Source organism: Streptomyces sp. UW30 (assembly GCF_008042075.1).
In the GTDB taxonomy this organism is placed as follows: Bacteria; Actinomycetota; Actinomycetes; order Streptomycetales; family Streptomycetaceae; genus Streptomyces.
On the sequence record NZ_RDBN01000037.1, the window covers coordinates 442,950 to 466,954 of the forward strand.

Here is a 24,005-nt window from a genome sequence, read left to right on the forward strand (position 1 = left end):
TCCTCCGGCGGACTTGCTGCCTTCCGTCCGGAGGGACGAGAGCCGAGTCTTTCGGTACGCCGGTTTCGGCGCGCTCCCGCGGTACCACCCTCCTTGGCCCTCCGACGCGGGGTGTGCGTCGGCGAGCCCCCTCATTGGGGTCGCGATGCCGGTTCTACGGCCGCTGCTGTTCGACTGCGGCTTTCTTCCGGCGGCTCCGGGGTGATCTTCACGTCGCGCTCGCCCCCGGGCTTCCACCGTCCCCGGGTCGCTCTGGGCTGCGTACGCCGCTACTCGTCCCCATCCACGCTTTTCGCTCCGCCCAGTGTACGGCGCCGCACGGACAGCGGCCGACCGGATTTCCCGGACCTGCGGCGAGGGGAGGAGGCCGGGGCGCGGTGACCCGAATGGTGCGGTACGCGTGTTCGGAATCTGGGACGTCCGGCTCTGCTGCATACCCCGCGGGGAGCTGGGCACAACGCATGCAGGTCGGCCGCGCGGCATGCGCGAGGCGGGCGAATCGGGCGGTGTGCCCCGTTGCCGCGGGACTCAAGTCGATTTATCGTCCCAGCACGATTCGCGAGCAAGATCACAATATGTGAAGGGGCCGCGGCATGGTGGCGAAGAAGACCGCCGTACAGCAGTCGGCGTCGAGCAGATCCACACATGCCGGTGCGGGCGCCTCCGGCGATGCGGCCGAGGATGTCGGCGGGAGGAAGGGCGCGCAGGGGGGTGCCGCGGAGGCGGCGAAGAAGGCTGCTGGGAAGAAAGCGGCCGGGAAGACGAAGGCCGGGAAGAAGTCGGCTGAGAAGGGGTCGGCTGAGAAGAAGACGGTCGCTGCCAGGGCGGCGGCTCCCACCGCAGTGGGCAAGAAGGTCGTGTCGAAGAAGCTGGCCAAGGAGGTCGCGGCCGAGAAGCCGGCCAGGAAGGGGCCGGAGCAGGAGGCCGGGAAAGCAGGGGCCGGCAAGGAGAGCGCCGCCAAGGAGAAGGCCGGCGTGGAAGAGGGCGCTGTCGACAGAAGCGCCTCCGAGAAGAGCGTCTCGACGAAGAGCGCTCCCGCGAAGCGTGGCTCCAGGAAGAGCGTCCCGGAGAACGGAGTCCCCGAGAGCGCCGAGAAGAGCGCCTCCGGGAAGGGCGTCGCCAAGAGCGCCACCAAGAGCACCAAGAGCACCGCCAAGAAGAGCGCGGCCGGGAAACGCACGGTCGCCGAGAGCAGGGTCAAGAAGGTGGGCGCGGCGCAGGCCGCGGAGCAGACGGGAGCCACGACGGTGGTTGCGAAGAAGACCCCTGGCACGGCCACGGCGGCCAAGACCGCCGTTCCCAAGGCACGCATCGCCGCGGCGGTGGAGCCCGGCGAGCTCGCGGTACGCCCCGGTGAGGACCCCTGGACCGAGGAGGAGGTCGAGGAGGCACGGGCCGAGCTGACGGCCGAGATGGTGCGGCTGCGCGACGAGATCACGACGTCCGAGGAGTCCCTCGTCGGCCTGATGCGCGACTCCGGGGACGGCGCGGGCGACGACCAGGCCGACACCGGCGCCAAGAACATCACGCGCGAGCACGAGCTGGCGCTCGCCGCCAACGCCCGCGAGATGCTCACCCAGACCGAGCGCGCCCTGGAACGGCTCGACGCGGGCACCTACGGTCTGTGCGAGAACTGCGGCAACCCGATCGGCAAGGCCAGGATGCAGGCGTTCCCGCGCGCGACCCTGTGCGTGGAGTGCAAGCAGAAGCAGGAACGGCGGTACTGACCGGTGCCCCGGGCCCCCGGGGACGTGCCGTACTCTCGTCCTCAGTCAGGTACCTAGGTCGAGGGACTCACGTGGCAGAGGCGGAGCGCATCATCGGTACGCCGGATACCCCAGAGCCGGCGGCGGCCGAGTCGTCGGGCGACGACGCGTCGCAGGGCGCCGCGGCCGAGCGGCCCCGGGGCAAGCGCCGGATCGCGGTGCTGTTCGGGGTCGCCGTTTTCGCGTACGCCCTCGACCTGATCAGCAAGATGATCGTGGTCGCCAAGCTGGAGCACCACCCGCCGATCGAGATCATCGGGGACTGGCTGAAGTTCGAGGCGATCCGCAACGCGGGCGCCGCCTTCGGCTTCGGCGAGGCCTTCACCATCATCTTCACGGTGATCGCGGCGGCCGTGATCGTGGTGATCGCCCGGCTCGCCCGCAAGCTGTACAGCCTGCCCTGGGCGATCGCGCTCGGCATGCTGCTCGGCGGTGCGCTCGGCAACCTCACCGACCGGATCTTCCGCTCGCCGGGCGTCTTCGAGGGCGCGGTCGTGGACTTCATCGCGCCCAAGCACTTCGCCGTGTTCAATCTCGCCGACTCGGCGATCGTGTGCGGCGGCATCCTGATCGTGCTGCTCTCGTTCCGAGGTCTGGACCCGGACGGCACCGTCCACAAGGACTGATCCCACCAGGAGCCCGAGAGGGTTTTCCACAGGCTCCGTACGGGGCTCTCGGCGCAGTCCGGCATACTCGTCGGGTGAGCACCATTCCCGAGATCCGCACCCTGCCCGTGCCCGACGGCCTGGAGGGCGAGCGTGTAGACGCCGCCATCTCCCGCATGTTCGGCTTCTCCCGTACCAAGGCCGCGGAGCTTGCCGCGGCGGGGAAGGTCACGGTCGACGGCTCGGTGGTCGGGAAGTCCGAGCGGGTGCACGGCGGGGCCTGGCTGGAGGTCGAGATGCCGGGCGCGCCCGCGCCGGTGCAGGTCGTCGCCGAGCCGGTCGAGGGCATGGAGATCGTGCACGACGACGATGACGTGGTCGTGATCGTCAAGCCGGTGGGCGTCGCCGCCCATCCGTCGCCGGGCTGGAGCGGGCCGACGGTGATCGGCGGGCTGGCCGCGGCCGGGTACCGGATCTCGACGTCCGGGGCCGCCGAGCGCCAGGGCATCGTGCACCGGCTCGACGTGGGCACCTCGGGTCTCATGGTCGTCGCCAAGTCCGAGCGCGCGTACACCTCGCTCAAGCGCCAGTTCAAGGAGCGCACGGTCGACAAGCGGTACCACACGCTCGTCCAGGGGCACCCCGACCCGACCAGCGGCACCATCGACGCCCCGATCGGCCGCCACCCGAACCACGACTACAAGTGGGCGGTCACGGCCGACGGCAAGCCGTCGATCACGCACTACGACCTGATCGAGGCGTTCCGCGCGGCCTCTCTGCTCGACGTGAAGCTGGAGACCGGGCGCACCCACCAGATCCGCGTCCACATGGCGGCCCACCGGCACCCCTGCGTCGGTGACCTGACCTACGGCGCCGACCCCACGCTCGCCAAGCGGCTGCGGCTGACCCGCCAGTGGCTGCACGCGGTGCGGCTCGGCTTCGAGCACCCGGGGGACGGGCAGTGGGCGGAGTTCGAGAGCGACTACCCGGCCGACCTCCAGCAGGCCCTGGACCAGGTGCGCGAGGAGACCTGGGGATGAGCGCACCGTCGTATGCCGTGCGGGTCGCCGAGGATCCCGCCGACCGTGAGGCGTGCTTCGCGGTGCGCAAGGAGGTCTTCGTCGTCGAGCAGGGCGTCCCGCAGGAGATCGAGTACGACGCCCATGACGCCGGTGCCGTGCATGTCCTGGCGGTCCGGGAGGACGGCCGGCCGCTCGGGACCGGGCGGCTGCTGTACGGCGAGGCGGCCGCGGCCAGGACCGACGGCGACCTGTCGGTGGGGGCGCTGGGGCGGCTCGCCGTGACGCAGGAGGCCCGCGGCCTCGGCGTCGGGGTGGCTCTGGTGCGGGCGATAGAGGACGCGGCACGCGCGCGTGGCCTCACGGCCGTGGACCTGCACGCGCAGACGCACGCCATGGGGTTCTACGAGCGGCTGGGCTATGTGGCGTACGGGGCGGAGTTCCCCGACGCGGGGATACCGCACCGGGCGATGCGGCGCGCGCTGTAGCCAAGAGGGCTCGTAGGCGCTGGTGAGAAGGGCGGCGTGGCAGGCTTGAGGCCTGCCATGTGGACGCCGATGTCACCGGAGCGCTGACCGTGGATCAGTTGGCCCTGTTGTTCGTGCTGTTGCTCGGGGCCGTGGTGAGTGTCCCGGTGGGGGAACGGTCCGGGTTGCCCGCGCCGGTGTTGATGACGCTGCTCGGGATCGTACTGGCGCTGCTGGAGTTCGTACCGAACGTCGACGTGCCGCCGGATCTGATCCTCCCGCTGCTGTTGCCGCCCCTGCTGTACGCGGCCGTACGGCGGACCTCGTGGCGGCAGTTCGCGGCGAACGTACGGCCCATCTTCCTGCTCGCCGTGGCGCTGGTGTTCGTCACGACGCTGTGTGTGGCCGCGGTCGCCCACGCGATCGTGCCGGGGCTGCCGCTCGCCGCCGCCGTGGCGCTGGGCGCGCTCGTGGCGCCGCCCGATCCGGTCGCCGCGACCGCCGTCGCCGGGCAACTCGGGCTGCCGAGGCGCCTGGTGTCCATCCTGGAGGGCGAGGGGCTCTTCAACGACGTGACGGCCATCGTGCTGTACCACGTGGCCATCGCCGCCGCCGTGAGCGGCAGCTTCACCGCGTGGGAGGCGGGACTCGATCTCGTGCTCTCCGCCGTCGTCGCGCTGGCCGTCGGGCTCGCCCTCGGGTGGGGCGCCAACAAGCTGATGGACATGCTGGGGGACGCGACCCTCCAGATCGGGCTCTCGCTGCTCGTGCCGTACGCCTCGTATGTGCTGGCCGAGGAGCTGCACGGCTCCGGAGTGCTCGCCGTGCTGGTCACGGCCCTGTTCCTCGCCGAGTACGCCACCGACGCCGACGACGTGATGACGCGGCTCGCCGGGCACACCTTCTGGGACATCGTCGACACGCTGGTCACCGGCGTCGCCTTCGGGCTGATCGGGCTCGAACTGCACATCGCGGTGCGTACCGCGTCCGGGCGCTGGGACGAGCTGCTCGGCTGGGCGGCCATGGTGGTCGGCGTCGTCGTGGTGGTGAGGCTGCTGTACCTGCTGCCGGCCACCTGGCTCACCAAGCGCATGCACGCCAAGCGGGACTACGACGAAGAGGTCCCGATGAGCTGGCGCGAGACCGTCGTGATGTGGTGGTCGGGGATGCGGGGCGTGGCGTCCGTGGCCCTGGCGCTGGCCATCCCGCTGGAGACCGACTCGGGCGATCCCTTCCCGAACCGCAACGAGATCATCTTCATCGCGTTCGGGGTGATCATGGGAACGCTGTTGGTGCAGGGGCTGACCTTGCCCTGGCTGGTGAAACGGCTCGGTGTGCGGGCCGACAGCGAGCGCGAGAAGGAGTTCGAGAAGCAGCTGGCGGTGCGTGCGGCGAAGGCGGCGAAGGGGCGGCTCAGGGAGATCGAGGCCGTCGAGGACCTGCCGGAGGAGCTGTCCGAGCAGATGCTGCGGCGGGCGTTCGACATCGGGCTGCGGATCAGCCCGGACATGGGCGAGGACGAGCGGCGGGAGGCGCATCGGCAGCGGGCGCGGCGGCTGAAGCGGGTGCGGCGGATCCAGGGCGAGATGCTCAGCGCCGCGCGGCACGAGGTGCTGGCGGCGCGCAGCGAACCGGGGGCCGACCCGGAGGTGGTGGACCGGGTGCTGCGGCATTTGGACGTGCGCAGTCTGCGCTGACCTCGCCGCGGGCGGCCCTGGCTTCGTACGATCTGATCATGGCTCGCAACGTTGTCATCAGTGGTGGCGGTACCGGAATCGGGCTCGCCGCGGCCCGGCTGTTCGCGGCGGACGGGGACCGGGTGCTCCTGCTCGGGCGGCGCGCCGAGGTGCTGGAGCGGGCGGATGTGCCCGGGGCCCTCACCTACGCGGCGGATCTGAGCAGGCCACGCGGCGTGCGGGGCGTGGAGCGGTTCGTGGCGGCGGAGCTCGGCACCGTGGACGTGCTGATCCACAGCGCCGGCGGCTCCGGGCATCGGGAGCCCAAGGTGGACAGCGACGAGCCCCTCGACGTCGTCCTGCACAACTGGACCCTCAACTTCGGCCTCAACACCCTGACCGCGGCCCTGCTCACCGAGGCCCTGAAGGACCGGCTCGCCGACCCCGGCGGGCGGGTGCTGTTCATCGGCTCCATCGCCGCCTTCCGGGGGTCCGGCAGCGGGGCGTACGCGGCGTCCAAGGCCGCGCTGCATCCGTACGCCCATGATCTGGCCCGGCAGTTGGGGCCGCGCGGGATCACCGTGAACGTGGTCGCGCCCGGCTATGTCGAGGACACCGAGTTCTTCGGCGACGGCATGGACGAGGAGCGGCGTGAGCGGCTCGTCGGGGAGACCTCGACCGGGCGGGCCGGTGCGTCGGGGGACGTCGCCGCGACCCTGCACTGGCTGGCGTCCCACGGGGCCGGGCACATCACCTCGCAGATCATCCAGGTCAACGGAGGAGCCGAGCGCGGCCACTGAGACGCTCAGGGGCGGTCCGGGCGCGCCGTCGGCTGGTGGTCGTGCTGGTGGGTGCGGCGGGCCGGGAGACGGCCCGTGACGGGGCCGGGGACGGGGAAGCCGGGCGGCAGGACCGCGTCCGTCGCGTTGACGCGCGGCAGCGCGTACGGGTGGCGCTCGGTCAGCCAGTGGATCAGCTGCTCGCGCACCGTGACCCGGACGGTCCACAGGTCGTCCGCATCCTTCGCCGTGACCAGAGCCCGCACCTCCATCGTGCTGGGCGTGGAGTCGGTGACGGCCAGGCCGTAGTCGCGGCCGTCCCACGCCGGGCAGCCGCGCAGGATGTCGCGGAGCTGCTCGCGCATGGCCTCCATGGGCGCCGAGTGGTCGACGTGGAGGAAGACGGTGCCGGTCATCTGGGCGCCGCCGCGCGACCAGTTCTCGAAGGACTTCGACGTGAAGTACGACACGGGCATCGTGATCCGGCGCTCGTCCCAGGTGCGCACCGTCAGGAACGTCAGGGTGATCTCCTCGACGGTGCCCCACTCGCCGTCCACCACGACCGTGTCCCCGATGCGCACCATGTCGCCGAAGGCGATCTGCAGCCCGGCGAACATGTTGCTCAGCGTGGACTGGGCCGCGACACCGGCGACGATGCCGAGGATGCCGGCCGAGGCCAGCAGCGAGGCACCGGCCGCGCGCATCGCCGGGAACGTCAGCAGCATCGCCGCGACCGCGACGACGCCGACGACCGCCGACACCACGCGCATGATCAACGTCACCTGGGTGCGCACCCGGCGGACCCGGGCCGGATCGCGGTGGACCCGGGCGTAACGGCTGTACGTGGTCTCCACGACCGCCGCCGCGATCCGGATCGCCAGCCAGGCCGCCGCTCCGATCAGCACCAGGGTCAGCACCCGGCCGATGCCGACATGGTGCTCCTGGAGCAGCTCGGCCTCGTCGTAGGACCCTCTGAGCAGGGCTGTGCACAGGACGAGCTGGTAGGGGAAGCGGGCGTGGCGCAGCAGACCCCACAGGGTTGTCTCACTGTGCCGTTCGTCGGCCTTGCGCATCAGACGGTCGGTGGCCCACCCGATGATCAGGGTGAGCAGGACCGAGCCGCCGATGACGATCAGCGGGCGGAGTACGTTCTCCATGCCTCGAACGTAACCAGCCGAGGGGGGTCATGAACATGGGCATCGGTGAGGCGGTGGTCACGGCGTTGTCGGACCCGGCTGGCACGATGGCCTCATGAACATCATGCTCTTCCACTCGACCTATGGCCTCAGGCCCGCGGTGCGTCAGGCCGCGGACCGGCTGCGCGGCGCCGGACACGAGGTGTGGACGCCGGACCTCTTCGAGGGGCGCACGTTCGAGACGGTCGAGGAGGGCATGGCGTTCAACGACTCGGTCGGCAAGGACGAGTTGCTGAAGCGGGCCGTGCTCGCCGCCGCGCCCTACTCGGAGCGGGGGCTGGTCTACGCCGGGTTCTCGCTCGGCGCCTCCGTCGCCCAGACCCTCGGCCTCGGTGACGAGAAGGCGCGCGGACTGCTGCTGGTGCACGGCACGTCGGACATCGCGGCGAACGCCTCGGTGGACGATCTGCCGGTGCAGCTGCATGTCGCCGAGCCGGACCCGTTCGAGACGGACGACTGGCTGAGCGCCTGGTATCTCCAGATGGGCCGGGCGGGCGCCGATGTCGAGGTGTACAGATACGCCGGGGCCGGCCACCTCTACACCGATCCCGACCTGCCGGACTACGACGAGGAGGCCGCCGAGGCCACCTGGCGGGTGGCGCTCGGCTTCCTGGAGTCCCTCTAGGCTCAGCCCGCCGCTCGGTACGCCGCCCAGTTCTGCTGCATGCGGGTCACCTGGCCCGCGGTGAACTGGTACATGCAGAGGTCGTACGTGTAGTCCATGAAGTTGTGGATCGGGTCCGCGCCCGCCTTGCGGGTGCAGGTGTCGCGTCCCTCCGGGCACTCGTACGCGGCGCTCTTCTCGGCCGGGGTGTCGTCGACGTAGTCGCCGTTGCCGTTACAGCCGCCCTGGAAGGTGTGGTACAGGCCCATCCAGTGGCCGACCTCGTGGGTCGCGGTGTCGCCCTCGTCGTAGTGGGTGGCCGAGCCGCCCGGCAGCGAGGCGTCGAGGAGGACCACGCCGTCCATGGACGGGCTCGACTTGTAGGAGCTGGGGAAGGTCGCCCAGCCGAGGAGACCGTCGCCGAGGTTGGCGGTGTAGACGTTGAGCGCGTTCGCGCCGCCCCTGCGCAGGGCGGACTTCATCGCCTTCTCCTCCGGCGAGCCGTAACCGACGCCGTACCAGGCCGCGTTGTCGGTGTAGTCGGTGCCGGCGAGGGTGAACTGGTAGCCGGAGTCGACGTTTCCGGTGCCCTGGCCGGCGTAGGCCGCGTTCAGGACGTTGATCTGGGCGTTGATGTCGGCGGAGTCGAGCTGCCCGGTCGCGCCGTCGTGGATGACGTGGAAGTAGACCGGGATGGTGGTCGAGGCGGCCGCCGCGAGGCTGCGGTTGCCGGTGGCGGGCAGCTTGTCGAGCTTCTTCCGCAGATCGGCGTCCATCGCCTGGGCCTTGGCCGCGCTGACCTCGTTGGGCTCGGCGACGGCCTCGCCGCCGTGTCCGGGGTGGGCCTCGCGGGCCGCGGCGTGGCCGCTCTCCTCGGCGCAGTCGGCGGCCGGAGCCTGGGCCGCTGCGACTGTGGTGGGCGCCGACAGAGGAGTGAGCATCAAGGTTCCGGCCACGGCAGTCGTGGCAAGAACACGTCTGCGCGTAGAGGGGGATATCCGGGCAAGTACACGCATGCTGACTCCTGGCTGATGCGTTGGGGAGGGGGCGCAGGGGTCTTCCTGGCCGTCGCCCGGAGATTACGTGGACATGCCCATGGCCGAAGAGAATCGATCAGGCCCAATCAAATACCCGGCAGATGGGGGTATTTGGGGTAAGTGAATGATCAACTGTCCGGAGTGTGAGATCGCGGCGTAACGGGTTCCGTTGCCCGGGCGGGTGGTGTGTCCGTATTCGGGACGCGACTCGCACCACCCGCCGTAGCGATGTGATCTCCGGTTAACGGCCCGCAATCGGGCCAGGAGTGGCCGAAAATCGACCATGGGGCACAGGGCTTACACAGGGTCGTAGGTGCGCTCGACCTTCTGCGTGCCGGTGCGGGTGCGGTACGAACGTGCCCAGGACGCGCTGGAGTCCTGCTTCGTCTTGTCGGACAGGACGTAGTAGTCCATCTGTGCGCGGTCGGCCGTGATGTCCAGGATGCCGTAGCCGTGGCGGTCGGTGTCGACCCAGTGGACGTGCCGGTTGGCGGCCCGGATGATCGGCGAGGCGAGTGCGGAGACGGTGCCCTCGGGGAGCTTCACGATGTCGTCGAGGTTGTCGGAGGTGACCGACGTGACGACGAACTCGGTGGCGGCGGAGGCGGACAGCGGGTAGGTACCGGCGTCGACCGGCACGTCGTTGGCCCACGCCATGTGGATGTCGCCGGTCAGGAACACGGTGTTGCGGATCGCGTTCGAGCGCAGGTGGGCGAGCAGCTCGCGGCGGTCGTCCGTGTAGCCGTCCCACTGGTCGGTGTTGAGCGCGAGGCCCTCCTGTGGCAGGCCCAGCAGCTTGGCCAGCGGCTTGAGCAGGTCCGCGGAGAGGGAGCCGATGGCGAAGGGCGAGATCATCACCGAGTTGCCGACCAGCCGCCAGGTGGTGTCGGAGGACTTCAGGCCCGCCTTCAGCCAGTCCAGTTGGGCGCGGCCGGTGAGCGTGCGGTCCGGGTCGTCGACGTCGCCGTTGCCGACCTTGACCTGCTCCGAGCGGAAGGAACGCAGGTCCAGCAGGGACAGGTCGGCGAGCTTGCCGAAGCGCAGGCGCCGGTAGGTGGTGCCCGCGATGGCCGGGCGCACGGGCATCCACTCGAAGTAGGCCTGCTTGGCGGCGGCCTGACGCGCGGCCCAGCCGCCCTCGGTGCCCTCGGTGTGGTTCTCGGCGCCGCCCGACCAGGCGTCGTTGGCCATCTCGTGGTCGTCCCAGATCGCGATGACGGGCGCCTTCGCGTGCAGGGCCTGGAGATCCGGGTCGGTCTTGTACTTGCCGTGCCGGGTGCGGTAGTCGGCGAGCGTGAGGATCTCGTGGGTGGGCGCGGTCTGCCGTACGACGGTGCCGCGCGTGCCGTACTCGCCGGAGCCGTACTCGTAGATGTAGTCGCCGAGGTGCAGCCAGGCGTCCAGGTCGCTGCGGGCGGCGAGGTGGCGGTACGACGCGAAGTAGCCGGCCTCCCAACTGGCGCAGGAGACCACGCCGAAGCGCAGGCCGGAGACGGAGGCGCTCGCCGCCGGCGCGGTGCGGGTGCGCGCCACCGGGGAGTCCGTGCCGCCGGCCGAGAAGCGGAACCAGTAGTCGGTGGCCGGTTCCAGGCCCCGTATGTCCGCCTTGACGGTGTGGTCGGAGGCGGCGGTCGCGGTGGTCGAGCCCTTGGCGACGATGCTGGTCAGCGCCTTGTCCCGGGCGACGACCCAACTGACCTCGGTGGGACGCCCGATCCCGGAGCCGGGCGTCGCCTCGGCGGTCGGCGTCACCCGGGTCCACAGCAGGACGCCGTCGGGCAGCGGGTCACCGGAGGCGACGCCGTGCAGGAAGGCGGGGCCCGCTTCGGCGGCGCCGGCGGGCAGCGCCGCGGCGAGCGGACCCGCCAGGACAGCCGTCGCCGCCGCGGCCTTGACGACCGTACGGCGGCGAGGGGCGAGGGAGTTGTGCTGCTCTGGTGATCTGTATCGACTGGTCACAGCCGATCAGGTTACTGACTGGTATGAACAAGAGCGGGCGAACTCACAAAAGTTCGCCCGCTCTTCCCCTGAAGGTTCGGTTCAGCCCTTGAGGGCCGACTCGAGCGCCTTGTTGAAGTCGACCACCGTCATCGGCGCGTTCTTCCCGTCGGCGCCGGTGAGCGTCTTGCCGTCCATCTTCAGGGTCGGCGTACCCTTCACGCCGCTGTCGTCGAACGTTGCCGACATCTCCAGCGCCCACTTGTCGTAGGTGCCGTTCTTCACGGCGTTCTGGAACTCCTTGTTGCCCTTCAGGGCGTCGACCGTGTCCGCGATCTTGATCAGGTAGGCGTCGTCCTTGAGCTTGTCGTCGGTCTCGGCCGGGTGCCACTTGGCCGAGTACATCGCGGTCTTGTACTGGAGGAACGCCTCGGGGCTGACGTTCAGCGCGGCGCCGAGGGAGCTGAGGGCGTTCTTGGAGCCCTCACCACTCAGGCCGTTGTCGAGGAAGGTCGCACCGACGTACTGGACCTTGAACTTGCCGTCCTTGACGTCCTTGTCGACGGTCGAGCCGACGGTCTGTTCGAACGTGGCGCAGACCGGGCAGCGCGGGTCCTCGTACATCACGAGGGTCTTCTTGGCGCTGTCCTCGCCGATGACGACGGTCGTGCCGTTCTTGCCGGTGGTGTTGGCCGGCTTGACCAGCTTCTCGTCCTTCGCCGCCTCCCAGTAGCCGGGCTTGTTGCCCTGGACGACCGCGTAGCTGATGCCGCCTGCTATCGCGAGGACGCCGACGATGGAGCCGGCGACGATCAGCTGGCGCTTGATCTTTGCCCGCTTCGCCTCGCGCTCGCGCTCGATGCGCAGCCGCTCTCGGGCCGCCGTCTTCGCGGCCTGGCTGTTCCGCTTGCTCATGTTGGTGATCTCCATGGGGACACGCACACGTCGTGTGCGGGATACGTATGGGTGGGCTGTGGTGCTCAGATGCTGTTCACGCGCAGGTGAAGGCGGGCGAGCACGGCGGTCCACGTCGTCCCAGGGAGTGCACGAGGAGGCGGCTGCGGGAAGTGGCCGCACGGCCGGTGGGGCGCGGCAGGCGGCGGGCCGGGGCGGTCATGGGGACCGCCACCGCGGCGACCGCCAGCAGCAGCGGCCGGAACGTCGTCGCCGCGACCGCGCTCAGCAGCTGGGCCAGGGCCCGCTCGCCGCGGCGCAGCCAGGCGGCGGCGAGGAGGCCGACGCCGATGTGGGCGCCGAGCAGAAGCCAGGCGGTGGCCGGGTCGACATGGGCCAGGAGACCGCCGAGCCGGTCGGGGTCGGTGCCGGTGACCTGGGCCAGCGGGGTGCCGACCTGGGTGCCGTCGCCGCAGAGGACGTCCCAGCCGACCGACGCCAGCGGGCCGGCGACCGGGCCGCCCGCCCTGCCGTAACAGACGTGCTGGCCGGTGGTGAGGATCGTGTCGGCGGCCAGCTCCAGCGGGATCAGGAGAACCGCGATCCGACCGAAGGTCCGCTCGCGGCCGGCCAGCGCGTAGGCGAGGACGAACACGGCGGCCGTGAGCAGGGCCACCGTGTTCAGCGGCAGGGGTGCCCGGGACAGCAGCACGTGCGACGCGGTGCTGAGCGTCACGACGAGTGACGTGAACAGCGCCGCGCGTACGGCTCGCAGCTGGGTCCCGGATATGTCCATAGCGGAGGAGAGTGTGTCACGTGGTCCTGTAAAGGACCCCTAAAGGATGCCTGTGAGTGGCCGGGGAGCGTCGGTGAGCGGCCCTTCGGTCACAGACCCGGGATCCGGCCGTTGCGGAACAGGTCCACGAAGATCTGGTGGTCGGCTCGCGCGCGTGCGCCATAGCCGTGCGCGAAGTCGACCAGGAGCTCCGCGAAGCCGTCCTCGTCGGCCGCGATGGCCGCGTCGATGGCGCGCTCGGTGGAGAACGGCACCAGGGACTCGCCGGAGGTGTCGTCCGCCGCCGCGTGCATCGTGGCCGTGGCCCGGCCGAGGTCGGCGACGACCGACGCGATCTCCTCCGGGTCGTCGATGTCGCCCCAGTCCAGGTCGACCGCGTACGGCGAGACCTCGGCGACCAGCTGGCCCGCGCCGTCCAGCTCGGTCCAGCCCAGCCACGGGTCGGCGTGCGCCTGGAGGGCGCGCTGGGAGATCACCGTGCGGTGGCCCTCGTGCTGGAAGTAGTCGCGCAGCGCCTGGTCCGTGATGTGCCGGGAGACGGCCGGGGTCTGGGCCTGCTTGATGTAGATCACGACGTCGTTCTCGAGGGCGTCGGTGTGGCCCTCCAGCAGGATGTTGTACGACGGCAGCCCGGCCGAGCCGATGCCGATGCCGCGGCGGCSGACGACGTCCTTGACCCGGTAGGAGTCGGGGCGGTCCAGGGACGCGTCCGGCAGCGTCTCCAGGTAGCCGTCGAAGGCGGCGAGCACCTTGTAGCGGGTGGCCGCGTCCAGCTCGATGGAGCCGCCGCCGGGGGCGAAGCGGCGCTCGAAGTCACGGATCTCCGTCATGGAGTCCAGCAGCCCGAAGCGGGTCAGCGCGCGGGCGTCGCGCAGCGCGTCCAGGAGCGGGCCCTGGGCGGTGTCCAGCGTGAAGGGCGGCACCTCGTCGCTCTTGGCGCCGGTCGCCAGGGCGTGCACGCGCTCGCGGTAGGCGCCCGCGTAGATCCGCACCAGCTCGCTGATCTGGTCGTCGCCGAACGCCTTGGCGTACCCGATGAGGGCGATCGAGGCGGAGAAGCGCTTGAGGTCCCAGGTGAAGGGGCCGACGTAGGCCTCGTCGAAGTCGTTGACGTTGAAGATCAGCCGGCCGTTGGCGTCCATGTACGTGCCGAAGTTCTCCGCGTGCAGGTCGCCGTGGATCCACACGCGCGAGGTGCGCTCGTCCAGGTACGGGCCGCCGCGCTTCTCGGCATCCAGGTCGTTGTAGAAGAGGCACGCCGTGCCGCGGTAGAACGCGAAGGCCGAGGCCGCCATCTTCCGGAACTTCACGCGGAACGCGGCCGGATCGGCGGCCAGGAGCTCGCCGAAGGCGGTGTCGAAGACGGCGAGGATCTCGTCGCCGCGCTGCTCGTCGTTGAGCTGGGGGACCGACATCGCTGGGTGCCTCCTGGTGCATGTGTACGACAGCGTTTCTGTCGTATCCAACGGGCGGGCCCGCGGGAAAGTGCCCGCGACCCTCGCTGTGAAGGTACGCGGGGGAGCCCCGCGAGTGTCAGTGCCGAGGCATAGACTTCGACGCTGTCCCCAGAAGTGTCCGTCCGCCTGTCACCGAGCGTTTTCCATGGAGGCCAAGCCGTGTCAAAGCCGCCGTTCACGCACCTGCACGTCCACACCCAGTACTCACTGCTGGACGGTGCCGCGCGGCTGAAGGACATGTTCGACGCGTGCAATGAGATGGGCATGACGCACATCGCCATGTCCGACCACGGCAACCTCCACGGGGCGTACGACTTCTTCCACACCGCGAAGAAGGCCGGAATCACCCCGATCATCGGGATCGAGGCGTATGTCGCCCCCGAGTCCCGGCGCAACAAGCGCAAGATCCAGTGGGGCCAGCCGCACCAGAAGCGCGACGACGTCTCCGGTTCCGGTGGTTACACCCACAAGACGATGTGGGCCGTCAACAAGACGGGCCTGCACAACATCTTCCGGCTGTCCTCGGACGCCTACGCCGAGGGCTGGCTCCAGAAGTGGCCCCGGATGGACAAGGAGACCATCGCCCAGTGGTCCGAGGGGATCGTGGCCTCCACCGGCTGCCCCTCCGGCGAGCTCCAGACCAGGCTGCGCCTCGGCCAGTACGACGAGGCACTGAAGGCGGCCGCCGACTACCAGGACATCTTCGGCAAGGACCGATACTTCCTGGAGCTGATGGACCACGGCATCGAGATCGAGCACCGGGTCCGCGACGGCCTGCTGGAGATCGGCAAGAAGCTCGGCATCCCCCCGCTGGTCACCAACGACTCGCACTACACGTACGCGCACGAGGCGACCGCCCACGACGCCCTGCTGTGCATCCAGACCGGCAAGAACCTCTCCGACCCGGACCGCTTCAGGTTCGACGGCACCGGTTACTACCTGAAGACCACGGACGAGATGTACGCCATCGACTCCTCGGACGCCTGGCAGGAGGGCTGCGCCAACACGCTCCTGATCGCCGAGATGGTCGACACCGACGGCATGTTCGAGTCCCGGAACCTGATGCCGAAGTTCGACATCCCCGAGGGCTACACCGAGGTCACCTGGTTCAAGGAGGAGGTCCGCCGCGGCATGGAGCGCCGCTTCCCCGGCGGCATCCCCGACGACCGCCAGAAGCAGGCCGAGTACGAGATGGACGTCATCATCTCGATGGGCTTCCCCGGCTACTTCCTCGTCGTCGCCGACTTCATCATGTGGGCCAAGAACAACGGCATCGCGGTCGGCCCCGGCCGAGGCTCCGCGGCCGGTTCGATCGTCGCGTACGCCATGGGCATCACCGACCTCGACCCGATCCCGCACGGTCTGATCTTCGAGCGGTTCCTCAACCCCGAGCGCATCTCGATGCCCGATGTCGACATCGACTTCGACGAGCGTCGGCGCGTCGAGGTGATCAGGTACGTGACGGAGAAGTACGGCGCCGACAAGGTCGCCATGATCGGCACCTACGGCAAGATCAAGGCCAAGAACGCGATCAAGGACTCCGCGCGCGTGCTGGGCTACCCGTACGCGATGGGTGACCGTCTCACCAAGGCCATGCCCGCCGACGTCCTCGGCAAGGGCATCGACCTGAACGGCATCACCGATCCCTCGCACCCCCGCTACAGCGAGGCGGGCGAGATCCGGGGGATGTACGAGAACGAACCGGATGTGAAGAAGGTCATCGACACCGCCAAGGGCGTCGAGGGCCTGGTCCGGCAGATGGGTGTGCACGCGGCCGGCGTGATCATGTCCAGCGAGACCATCACCGAGCACGTCCCGGTCTGGGTGCGGCACACCGACGGCGTGACCATCACGCAGTGGGACTACCCGAGCTGTGAGTCGCTCGGCCTGCTGAAGATGGACTTCCTGGGCCTGCGCAACCTGACGATCATGGACGACGCCGTCAAGATGGTGAAGTCCAACAAGGGGATCGACATCGATCTCCTCAGCCTCCCGCTGGACGACCCCACGACCTTCGACCTGCTCCAGCGCGGCGACACCCTGGGCGTCTTCCAGTTCGACGGCGGCCCCATGCGCTCGCTGCTGCGCCTGATGAAGCCCGACAACTTCGAAGACATCTCCGCCGTCTCCGCGCTCTACCGTCCCGGCCCGATGGGCATGGACTCGCACACCAACTACGCCCTGCGCAAGAACAAGCTCCAGGAGATCACCCCGATCCACAAGGAGCTCGAAGAGCCCCTCCGGGAGGTCCTGGACGTCACCTACGGCCTGATCGTCTACCAGGAGCAGGTGCAGAAGGCCGCGCAGATCATCGCGGGCTACTCGCTCGGCGAGGCCGACATCCTCCGCCGAGTCATGGGCAAGAAGAAGCCCGACGAGCTGGCGAAGAACTTCACCATCTTCCAGGCCGGCGCCCAGAAGAACGGCTACAGCGACGAAGCCATCCAGGCCCTGTGGGACGTGCTGGTCCCCTTCGCCGGCTACGCGTTCAACAAGGCGCACTCCGCCGCGTACGGACTGGTCTCGTACTGGACCGCCTTCCTGAAGGCGAACCACCCCGCCGAGTACATGGCGGCGCTGCTGACCTCGGTCAAGGACGACAAGGACAAGTCGGCCGTCTATCTGAACGAGTGCCGCCGCATGGGCATCAAGGTGCTCCCGCCGAACGTCAACGAGTCGGTGCACAACTTCGCCGCCCAGGGCGACGACGTGATCCTCTTCGGCCTGGAGGCCGTGCGCAACGTCGGCACGAACGTGGTCGAGTCGATCATCAAGAGCCGCAAGGCCAAGGGCAAGTACGCCTCCTTCCCCGACTACCTCGACAAGGTCGACGCGACCGCGTGCAACAAGCGGACCACGGAGTCGCTGATCAAGGCGGGCGCGTTCGACAGCCTGGGCCACACCCGCAAGGGCCTCACCGCACACTTCGAGCCGATGATCGACAACGTGGTCGCGGTCAAGCGCAAGGAGGCCGAGGGCCAGTTCGACCTCTTCGGCGGCATGGGCGAGGAGGAGAGCAACGAGCCCGGCTTCGGACTCGACGTCGTCTTCACCGAGGACGAGTGGGACAAGACCTATCTGCTCGCCCAGGAGCGGGAGATGCTCGGTCTGTACGTCTCCGACCACCCCCTCTTCGGCCTGGAGCACGTGCTGTCCGACAAGGCCGACGCGGGCATCGCCCAGCTCACCGGCGGTGAGCACGCGGACGGCGCGGTCGTCACCATCGGCGGCATCATCTCGGGCCTGCAGCGCAAGATGACCAAGCAGGGCAACGCCTGGGCCATCGCCACCGTCGAGGAYCTCGCCGGCTCCATCGAGTGCATGTTCTTCCCGGCGACGTACCAGCTCGTGTCGACCCAACTCGTCGAGGACGCCGTCGTGTTCGTAAAGGGCCGCCTCGACAAGCGCGAGGACGTGCCGCGGCTGGTCGCGATGGAGCTCCAGGTCCCCGACCTGTCCAACGCGGGCACCAACGCGCCCGTGATCCTCACCATCCCGGCCACCAGGGTCACCCCGCCGATGATCAACCGCCTCGGCGAGATCCTCAGCCATCACAAGGGCGACAGCGAAGTCCGTATCAAGCTCCAGGGCCCGACCAGGACGACGGTGCTGCGGCTGGACCGGCACCGTGTGAAGCCGGACCCGGCGCTGTTCGGAGACCTGAAGGTGCTGCTCGGGCCGTCCTGCCTGGCGGGCTGAGCCGCGACGGCGAGCAGAACGTGAGAAGGGCGCGTCCCGCGGGGGACGCGCCCTTCTGTGTGTGCCTGGGTCTCAACAACCCGATATGCAGATGTCAGTTGTGACCGAAGCGCTTCTGGCGCCCCTTGCGGGCCATGTCGCCGGGGGTGACCTGCGTGGCGCGCTGCTCCGTCTGCGACTCCATCGCGGACTGCTGGGCCTGCTGCTGACCACGCTCGGACTGCGGCTGCTTCCGGTCCTGCTTCTTGTTCTTGGCCATGGTGATTGCCTCCTGTGGGGAACTAGGGGCCAGGGCCGCGACCAGACTCACATAAGCTGACAAAGAACGCATTTCGGATAATTACCGTGCGTGACAGCGGTTGTCGGGGCGTGAGACATGGCGCGCCGTGGATCTCATGCCTCGAAACGCCACGCCGAAGATCGAGTTCGGCCCGTTAACCCCCGCGCGGTCGGGCAGACTCGAAGGAAGCCCGAAGCAAACCTCCCGGGAAGAGGGTGAGTCGTGTGGACCGCTGCATCGTCCTGGTGGACGCCGGGTATCTGCTGGGGGCCGCCGCCAGCCTGCTCGCCGGGGAACCCTCCCGGTCCCGGATCACCGTCGACCATGCCGCCCTCATCCAGGGGCTGCGTGAACGCGCCGAGTCAGACACCCAGCAGCCGTYGCTGCGCATCTACTGGTTCGACGGCGCCCCCGACCGCGTCCCCCAGCCCGAACACCGCAGGCTGCGCGTGATGCCTCGGGTGACCGTCCGGCTCGGCGCCCTGACCCGCAGCGACGGCCGCTGGGCGCAGAAGGGCGTGGACGCCGCGATGCACGCCGAGCTCACGGAGCTGGCCCGCAACCGCGCCTGCTCCGACGTGGTGCTGGTGACCGGCGACGGCGATCTGCTGCCGGGCATGATGGCCGCCAAGGAGCACGGAGTCGCCGTCCACCTGTGGGCCGTACAGGCCGCCGACGGTGACTACAACCAGTCCGAGGATCTCGTCGCCGAGGCCGACGAACGGCGCGTGCTGGACCGTACGTGGATCACCAAGGCCGTACGCGCCAAGGAGCTCACCGGCGTGTGCGCACCGCCGCCCGTGCCCCGGCCCGAGATCGCCGCGATCCTGTCCGCCCCGCTGCCCGACTCCGCGCTCGGCGCCGCGACCGAGCGGCGCACCGCGGAGGGCGAACACGCCGCACCGGCCACCGCCTCGGAGAACGGCACACAGGAGCGGGTGCCGGCCCCCAAGGGCGTGCCCACGCCGAAGGACCTCGCCGCCCTGCGCGCGCCCGGCGTCCAGCCCGCCCAGCACCCGACGAGCGCGACACTGCGCTGGTCCTCCGACAAAGGGTGGGTCGACCGGCCCGGGGGCACGGCGGAGTCGGCCGAGGCCGCGTCCATGCCGACGCTGGCACAGCTGACCACGGCGGAACAGCGGTGGGCCGACCGGGAGGAGGACATCACCACGGTCGGCGGCGATCCGTACGAGGTGGGGCAGGTCTTCGCCCGGCGGTGGATGGGGCGGCTGGGGGACCAGAGCCATCTCCAGCGGCTCTCCGGGATGTATCCGCGCATTCCGCACCGGATCGACGGCGAGCTGCTCCGGTACGCGGCCCGCTTCGGGCTGCTCGCCCACAAGGACGACCAGATCGACGAGCATGACCGGTATGCGATCCGGGCCGGGTTCTGGCGGGAGATCGATGTGCGGACGGCCGCGGAGCATGCGCCGGCGGGCGAGTGATCCGGCGGGTCGCGGTCCATCAGGATCCGCCGGACCGTGCCGTAGGGGTTGAGCGCCGTTGCGGCGGTTTTATGGCGGCCGGTGGATTTCGGGCGGCGAGCAGGCGATTTGTGACGACCGGCCGCCCCGGGAGCCGAGCAGGGGTCCCGACCCCGTAGTCTCGTCCCTTGTGAGTACGCGCGCGGCACAGGTATTTCGGCACGGTGGTGACGTCGTGTGTGCCGTGCGCGGGCTGACCAAGACCTATCCGGCGGTGCGCGGACGGCGCGGAGTGCCCGCGACCGACGAGGTGCGGGCCACCGACGACGTACGGCTGGACATCCGGCGCGGCGAGATCTTCGGACTGCTCGGACCCAACGGGGCCGGCAAGACCACCCTCGTGCGCCAGCTCACCGGGCTGATGCGGCCCGACACCGGCAGCGTCGAGATCCTCGGGCACGACATCGTGCGCCACCCCGAGCGGGCCGCCCGCATCCTCGCCTACCTCGGCCAGGAGTCGACCGCCCTCGACGACCTGACCGTGTCGCTCGCCGCCGAGACGACCGGGCGGCTGCGCGGCCTGGACGTGCGCCAGGCGCGGGCCGAACGGGACGCCGTGCTCGACGAGCTGGGCCTCGGTCCGCTCGCCGGGCGGCCGATCAGGAAGCTCTCCGGCGGGCAGCGCCGGCTGGCCTGCTTCGCCGCCGCGCTGGTGGGGGAGCGGCCGCTGCTCGTGCTCGACGAGCCGACCACCGCGATGGACCCGGTGGCTCGGCGGGCCGTCTGGTCGGCCGTGGACCGGCGGCGCGCCGAGCACGGGACGACCGTGCTGCTCGTCACCCACAACGTCATCGAGGCCGAGACCGTGCTCGACCGGGTCGCGGTCCTCGACCGGGGCCGTGTGATCGCCTGTGACACGCCGTCCGGGCTCAAGGAACGGGTCGCGGGCGAGGTGCGGGTCGAACTGCTGTGGCGGGACCGGGCGCCCCTGGACGTGCCCGAGGTCGCCGCGCTCCAGGACCGGGCCGTTCAGTCCGGCCGCCGCTGGACGCTGCGGCTCGCCCCCGAGGAGGCCCGCGCGGTCGTCGCCACCGTCACCGGCGGGGCCGCCTTCGCCGCGCTGGACGACTTCACGCTCGCCACGCCGAGCCTGGAGGACGTCTATCTGTCGCTGGGCGGGGCCGCGCAGCAGGGGTTGGTGAAAGCGTGAGCACGCAGACCGTCGTATCCGTACAGAACGTCGTACAGAACGCCGTACGGAACAGGGCCACCTCCCGAGTGATCCCCAGTGCGAAAGGGAGCAGCGCCACGTGAGTGTCGTACCCGCCGAGGTTCTGCCGGGCAGCGCCCTGGCCGTGGACGAGACGGCCGGCCGGGCCGCGGCCGAGCTCGGGCCGCGTGCGCGGCTGTGGCCGGCGCTGTGCGCCGTGTACCGGGCGCAGCTGTCCCGGGCGCGGGTCGCGCGTATTCCGCTGCTGTTCGTGGCGACCTTCCAGTCGATCGGGATCATGATCCTGATGCGCGGGGTCGTGGACGGCGGGGCCGAGGCGCAGGCCGTGGTCGCCGGGTCGGCGGTGCTCGTCGTGGCCTTCGTCGCGCTGAACCTGCTCGCGCAGTACTTCGGGCAGCTGCGGGCCAGCGGTGGGCTCGACCACTACGCCACGCTGCCGGTGCCGCCCGCCGCGGTGGTGCTGGGGGCGGCGGGGGCGTACGCGTCCTTCACCGTGCCCGGGACCGTGGTGACCGCCGTCTTCGGATGCGTGCTGTTCGGGCTGCCGATGGCGCATCTGTGGGTGCTCATCGCGGTGATCCCGCTGGCCGGAGCCGCGCTCGCCGGACTGGGGGCGGCGCTCGGACTGCTCGCGCCGCGCCCCGAACTGGCCACACTGCTCGGCCAGCTGGGCATGTCGGCGGCGCTGCTGCTGGGTGTGCTGCCCGCCGACCGGATGCCGGAGGCGGTGCGCTTCACGCGGGACCTGCTGCCCTCGACATACGGCGTGGAGGCCTTCGCGCGGACCTTCGGGGAGCGGCCCGACTGGGCGTTCGTGCTCGCTGACCTGGCCGTGTGCGGGGTCGTCGGCGTCGTCTCGCTGGCCGTCGCCACCTGGGCGTACCGTCGGGCGGCCGTCCGGTGACGCGCCGCACAGGTCGGCCTGGCACGATGGCAGGGTGACCGCTCCGCTGACTCCTCCACCGCCGCCGCGTGAACCGTCCCCGAACGGGGGGTGGCAGCAGCCCGCTGCCCGGCACGCGGCCGCCGTGCCGCCGCATGACGTCATATCCGGTGCCCCGGGCGGGGTACCGGGCCACCACGGTCCTCATGGCCCGTACGGCGGTATATATGGCTCGTACGAACAGGACGGTCCCGGTATGAAGACCGAGCTCCGAGAGGCCGCCGTGGTCACGGTGGTCGTGGCGCTCTTCGGCGCGCTGCTCGGGGTGCTGTGGTGGTGGCTCGCGCCGAGCGTGCCGCTGGTCGGGGACGTCGTCGACAACGGCTGGGTCGTCTACTTCAAGGATTCCGAGGGGGAGCAGGCCATCGGGGTGGATGGAACGTTCACTCTGCTCGCGCTCGCGTTCGGCCTGGTCAGTGCGGTCGCCGTCTTTCTCTGGCGGCGGCGCGGGGGTGTGCCGTTGGTGATCGGGCTGGCCGTCGGGGGATTCCTCGGGGCGCTGCTGGCCTGGTGGCTCGGGGTGCGGCTCGGACCCACGCAGGATGTGATCGCCCACGCGAAGGAAGCGGGGAAGGGAGTCGCCTTCTCGGCGCCGCTGAAGCTGGGCGCCAAGGGCGCGCTGCTGGCCTGGCCGCTGGCCGCGCTGGTCGTCCACCTCGGGCTGACGGCGCTGTTCGGGCCCCGGGACGCGGACCCGTATCAGCAGCACCCGCCGCAGGGGCAGCCGAAGGACCCGTACGGGGCGCCGCAGGCCTGAAGCCGCGGAACGCCCAGGGGGCTCGGCCCCCTGGAGCGATGGATCGTCATGCCGGGCGGCGTCCGTGGTTCGAGCGGCCCTTCTTGATGCGCCACTTGCGTTTCCGCGTTTTCTTCGACATGTCCCTCGTACTTAACCGAGGACACCCCCGCCGTCGAGGGGTCACGCACGCCCGATGGGAGCGAGGACCGCTTCCGTGAGCTCGGCGAGGTCCTCGGGGGAGAGCTCGACCTCCAGGCCGCGACGGCCCGCCGAGACGCAGATCGTGGCGTGGGCGCGGGCGGAGTCGTCCAGGACCGTGCGGAGCTTCTTGCGCTGGCCCAGGGGGGAGATGCCGCCCCGCACATAGCCCGTGGTGCGTTCCGCCAGGGCCGGGTCGGCCATCGCCGCGCGCTTGCCGCCGACCGCCGACGCCAGGGACTTGAGGTCCAGCTGGCCGGCCACCGGGACCACCGCCACGGTCAGGCCGCCGTCCACGTCCGCCACCAGCGTCTTGAAGACCCGGTCGGGGGACACGCCCATCGCCTCCGCCGCCTCCTCGCCGTACGAGGGGTGGGCGGGGTCGTGGTCGTAGGAGTGGACGGTGTAGGCGACACCCGCGGCCGTGAGGGCGACCGTCGCGGGAGTGCCTCCCGCCTGCTGGTTCTTCTTGGACTTCTTCGCCATGGTGGCCGGTTCCCCAGAGGTCGTACGTCAGTTGAGACTCGTCGGGCCGCGCGTCAGGTCGGACGACGGCAGCGACGGCAGGCTACGGATGATCGAGGTCTCGGTGCGAAGGAGTTTCAGCTCGTCGCGCAGCCGGGACGCGGTGTCCGGGGACTGGAGCAGACGCTGCTTCGTCGGGGTGTCCAGCATCATCGCGGCCGCCACCAGGTAGGAGACCACCGAGGGCTGGTCCGGCAGGTCGGTCGTCGTGGACAGGGAACGTTCACGGGCGCCGGCCAGACGCTTCTGGTACTGCCGGAACGCGCGTAGCACCCCCTCGGCCAGCGCTCCCGCCTCGTCGCCCGGCTCCTCCGGCAGCTCCTCCAGCTCGGCCGTCAGGAACGGGCCCGAGGCGTCCACCGACACCAGGCGCACCCGCGTCGTGCCGGTCGCCAGCACCTCGAAGGTGCCGTCCTCCCGCTCCCGGATCGTCGCCGCGTCCGCCACACAGCCCACCCCGTGGAAGGCCTTGACCGGGTCGGGGCCGAAGCCCGCGGTGGGCCCGCGCTCGGGCAGGGCCGTGGGGTCGGGCATGCCGGGAGCGCTCTGGGCCACCTCGTGGCCGTCGCGGATCGTCACGACGGCGAATCGGCGCGGCTCCTCCTCGGGGGTCTTCAGCAGCTCGCGCATCATGGCGCGATACCGCTCCTCGAACACGTTGAGCGGCAGCACGAGTCCCGGGAACAGCACCGAGTTCAGGGGAAACAGCGGAAGGCGGACGGTCACGGCGCC

The 24,005-nt window shown here is 70.3% G+C and carries 21 protein-coding genes; 12 read left to right on the top strand and 9 right to left on the bottom strand.

Going from position 1 to position 24,005, the window contains the following annotated elements; genetic code table 11:
• Positions 1-593: 593 nt before the first annotated feature.
• From EAO75_RS20615 to EAO75_RS20640, 6 genes are all read left to right on the top strand, one after another.
• Positions 594-1,727: a TraR/DksA family transcriptional regulator gene (locus EAO75_RS20615; protein WP_147996541.1), complete on the top strand. Its 1,134-nt coding sequence runs from the start codon at positions 594-596 to the stop codon at positions 1,725-1,727.
• 71 nt (positions 1,728-1,798) lie between these two features.
• On the top strand, positions 1,799-2,392 hold the full coding sequence (gene lspA, locus EAO75_RS20620) for a signal peptidase II (protein ID WP_147996542.1): 594 nt from the start codon (positions 1,799-1,801) through the stop codon (positions 2,390-2,392).
• Positions 2,393-2,466: 74 nt separating this feature from the next.
• Positions 2,467-3,411 carry an RluA family pseudouridine synthase gene (locus EAO75_RS20625; RefSeq protein ID WP_147996543.1) on the top strand — a complete coding sequence of 315 codons (945 nt, stop codon included), beginning with the start codon at positions 2,467-2,469 and terminating at the stop codon, positions 3,409-3,411.
• Positions 3,408-3,878 (top strand): GNAT family N-acetyltransferase, encoded by a 471-nt coding sequence (locus tag EAO75_RS20630; RefSeq protein ID WP_147996544.1) that lies wholly within the window; start codon positions 3,408-3,410, stop codon positions 3,876-3,878. Before EAO75_RS20625 ends, EAO75_RS20630 begins: the two co-directional genes overlap by 4 nt.
• 89 nt (positions 3,879-3,967) lie before the next feature.
• On the top strand, positions 3,968-5,554 hold the full coding sequence (locus EAO75_RS20635; RefSeq protein ID WP_147997991.1) for a Na+/H+ antiporter: 1,587 nt from the start codon (positions 3,968-3,970) through the stop codon (positions 5,552-5,554).
• Positions 5,555-5,592: 38 nt separating this feature from the next.
• On the top strand, positions 5,593-6,333 hold the full coding sequence (locus tag EAO75_RS20640; RefSeq protein WP_147996545.1) for an SDR family NAD(P)-dependent oxidoreductase: 741 nt from the start codon (positions 5,593-5,595) through the stop codon (positions 6,331-6,333).
• Between the two features lie 5 nt (positions 6,334-6,338).
• Here EAO75_RS20640 and EAO75_RS20645 read toward each other — a convergent pair whose 3' ends face one another.
• Positions 6,339-7,469, bottom strand: coding sequence for a mechanosensitive ion channel family protein (locus EAO75_RS20645; RefSeq protein ID WP_147996546.1), 1,131 nt, complete (start codon positions 7,467-7,469; stop codon positions 6,339-6,341).
• A 94-nt stretch (positions 7,470-7,563) separates the two neighbouring features.
• Between EAO75_RS20645 and EAO75_RS20650 the strand changes: the two genes are divergently transcribed.
• Complete coding sequence (locus EAO75_RS20650; protein WP_147996547.1) at positions 7,564-8,133, top strand: dienelactone hydrolase family protein; 570 nt, start codon at positions 7,564-7,566, stop codon at positions 8,131-8,133.
• 2 nt (positions 8,134-8,135) lie between these two features.
• Here the strand turns inward: EAO75_RS20650 and EAO75_RS20655 are convergent, their stop codons facing one another.
• The 5 genes from EAO75_RS20655 to EAO75_RS20675 form a co-directional block, all read right to left on the bottom strand.
• A complete protein-coding gene (locus tag EAO75_RS20655) occupies positions 8,136-9,128 on the bottom strand; it encodes a zinc metalloprotease (protein ID WP_147996548.1) in 993 nt (330 codons plus the stop codon).
• A 318-nt stretch (positions 9,129-9,446) separates the two neighbouring features.
• On the bottom strand, positions 9,447-11,108 hold the full coding sequence (locus EAO75_RS20660; protein WP_147996549.1) for an alkaline phosphatase D family protein: 1,662 nt from the start codon (positions 11,106-11,108) through the stop codon (positions 9,447-9,449).
• Positions 11,109-11,189: 81 nt separating this feature from the next.
• A complete protein-coding gene (locus tag EAO75_RS20665) occupies positions 11,190-12,002 on the bottom strand; it encodes a thioredoxin domain-containing protein (protein ID WP_147996550.1) in 813 nt (270 codons plus the stop codon).
• A 76-nt stretch (positions 12,003-12,078) separates the two neighbouring features.
• On the bottom strand, positions 12,079-12,777 hold the full coding sequence (locus EAO75_RS20670; RefSeq protein WP_147996551.1) for a hypothetical protein: 699 nt from the start codon (positions 12,775-12,777) through the stop codon (positions 12,079-12,081).
• Positions 12,778-12,866: 89 nt separating this feature from the next.
• Complete coding sequence (locus tag EAO75_RS20675) at positions 12,867-14,192, bottom strand: DUF2252 domain-containing protein (protein ID WP_147996552.1); 1,326 nt, start codon at positions 14,190-14,192, stop codon at positions 12,867-12,869.
• Positions 14,193-14,393: 201 nt separating this feature from the next.
• Between EAO75_RS20675 and dnaE the strand changes: the two genes are divergently transcribed.
• The gene (gene dnaE / locus EAO75_RS20680) at positions 14,394-17,933 is read left to right on the top strand and encodes a DNA polymerase III subunit alpha (protein WP_147996553.1); all 3,540 of its coding nucleotides are present in this window, start codon (positions 14,394-14,396) and stop codon (positions 17,931-17,933) included.
• Between the two features lie 94 nt (positions 17,934-18,027).
• On the opposite strand, the gene EAO75_RS45980 is transcribed toward dnaE, so the two are convergent.
• Positions 18,028-18,192 (bottom strand): hypothetical protein, encoded by a 165-nt coding sequence (locus EAO75_RS45980; protein ID WP_187284526.1) that lies wholly within the window; start codon positions 18,190-18,192, stop codon positions 18,028-18,030.
• Between the two features lie 245 nt (positions 18,193-18,437).
• On the opposite strand from EAO75_RS45980, the gene EAO75_RS20685 reads away from it, so the two are divergent.
• The 4 genes from EAO75_RS20685 (at position 18,438) to EAO75_RS20700 (ending at position 22,568) form a co-directional block, all read left to right on the top strand.
• The gene (locus EAO75_RS20685) at positions 18,438-19,658 is read left to right on the top strand and encodes an NYN domain-containing protein (RefSeq protein ID WP_147996554.1); all 1,221 of its coding nucleotides are present in this window, start codon (positions 18,438-18,440) and stop codon (positions 19,656-19,658) included.
• 214 nt (positions 19,659-19,872) lie between these two features.
• The gene (locus tag EAO75_RS20690) at positions 19,873-20,847 is read left to right on the top strand and encodes an ABC transporter ATP-binding protein (RefSeq protein WP_147996555.1); all 975 of its coding nucleotides are present in this window, start codon (positions 19,873-19,875) and stop codon (positions 20,845-20,847) included.
• Positions 20,848-20,947: 100 nt separating this feature from the next.
• Positions 20,948-21,772, top strand: a complete 825-nt coding sequence (locus EAO75_RS20695; protein WP_147996556.1) for an ABC transporter permease — start codon at positions 20,948-20,950, stop codon at positions 21,770-21,772.
• Between the two features lie 34 nt (positions 21,773-21,806).
• Entirely contained in the window at positions 21,807-22,568 is a 762-nt protein-coding gene (locus tag EAO75_RS20700; protein ID WP_147996557.1) for a DUF2567 domain-containing protein, read from the top strand.
• A 162-nt stretch (positions 22,569-22,730) separates the two neighbouring features.
• Here EAO75_RS20700 and ybaK read toward each other — a convergent pair whose 3' ends face one another.
• Entirely contained in the window at positions 22,731-23,234 is a 504-nt protein-coding gene (gene ybaK / locus EAO75_RS20705; protein WP_147996558.1) for a Cys-tRNA(Pro) deacylase, read from the bottom strand.
• 27 nt (positions 23,235-23,261) lie between these two features.
• Positions 23,262-23,999: an LON peptidase substrate-binding domain-containing protein gene (locus EAO75_RS20710; protein WP_147996559.1), complete on the bottom strand. Its 738-nt coding sequence runs from the start codon at positions 23,997-23,999 to the stop codon at positions 23,262-23,264.
• Between the last annotated feature and the right edge of the window lie 6 nt (positions 24,000-24,005).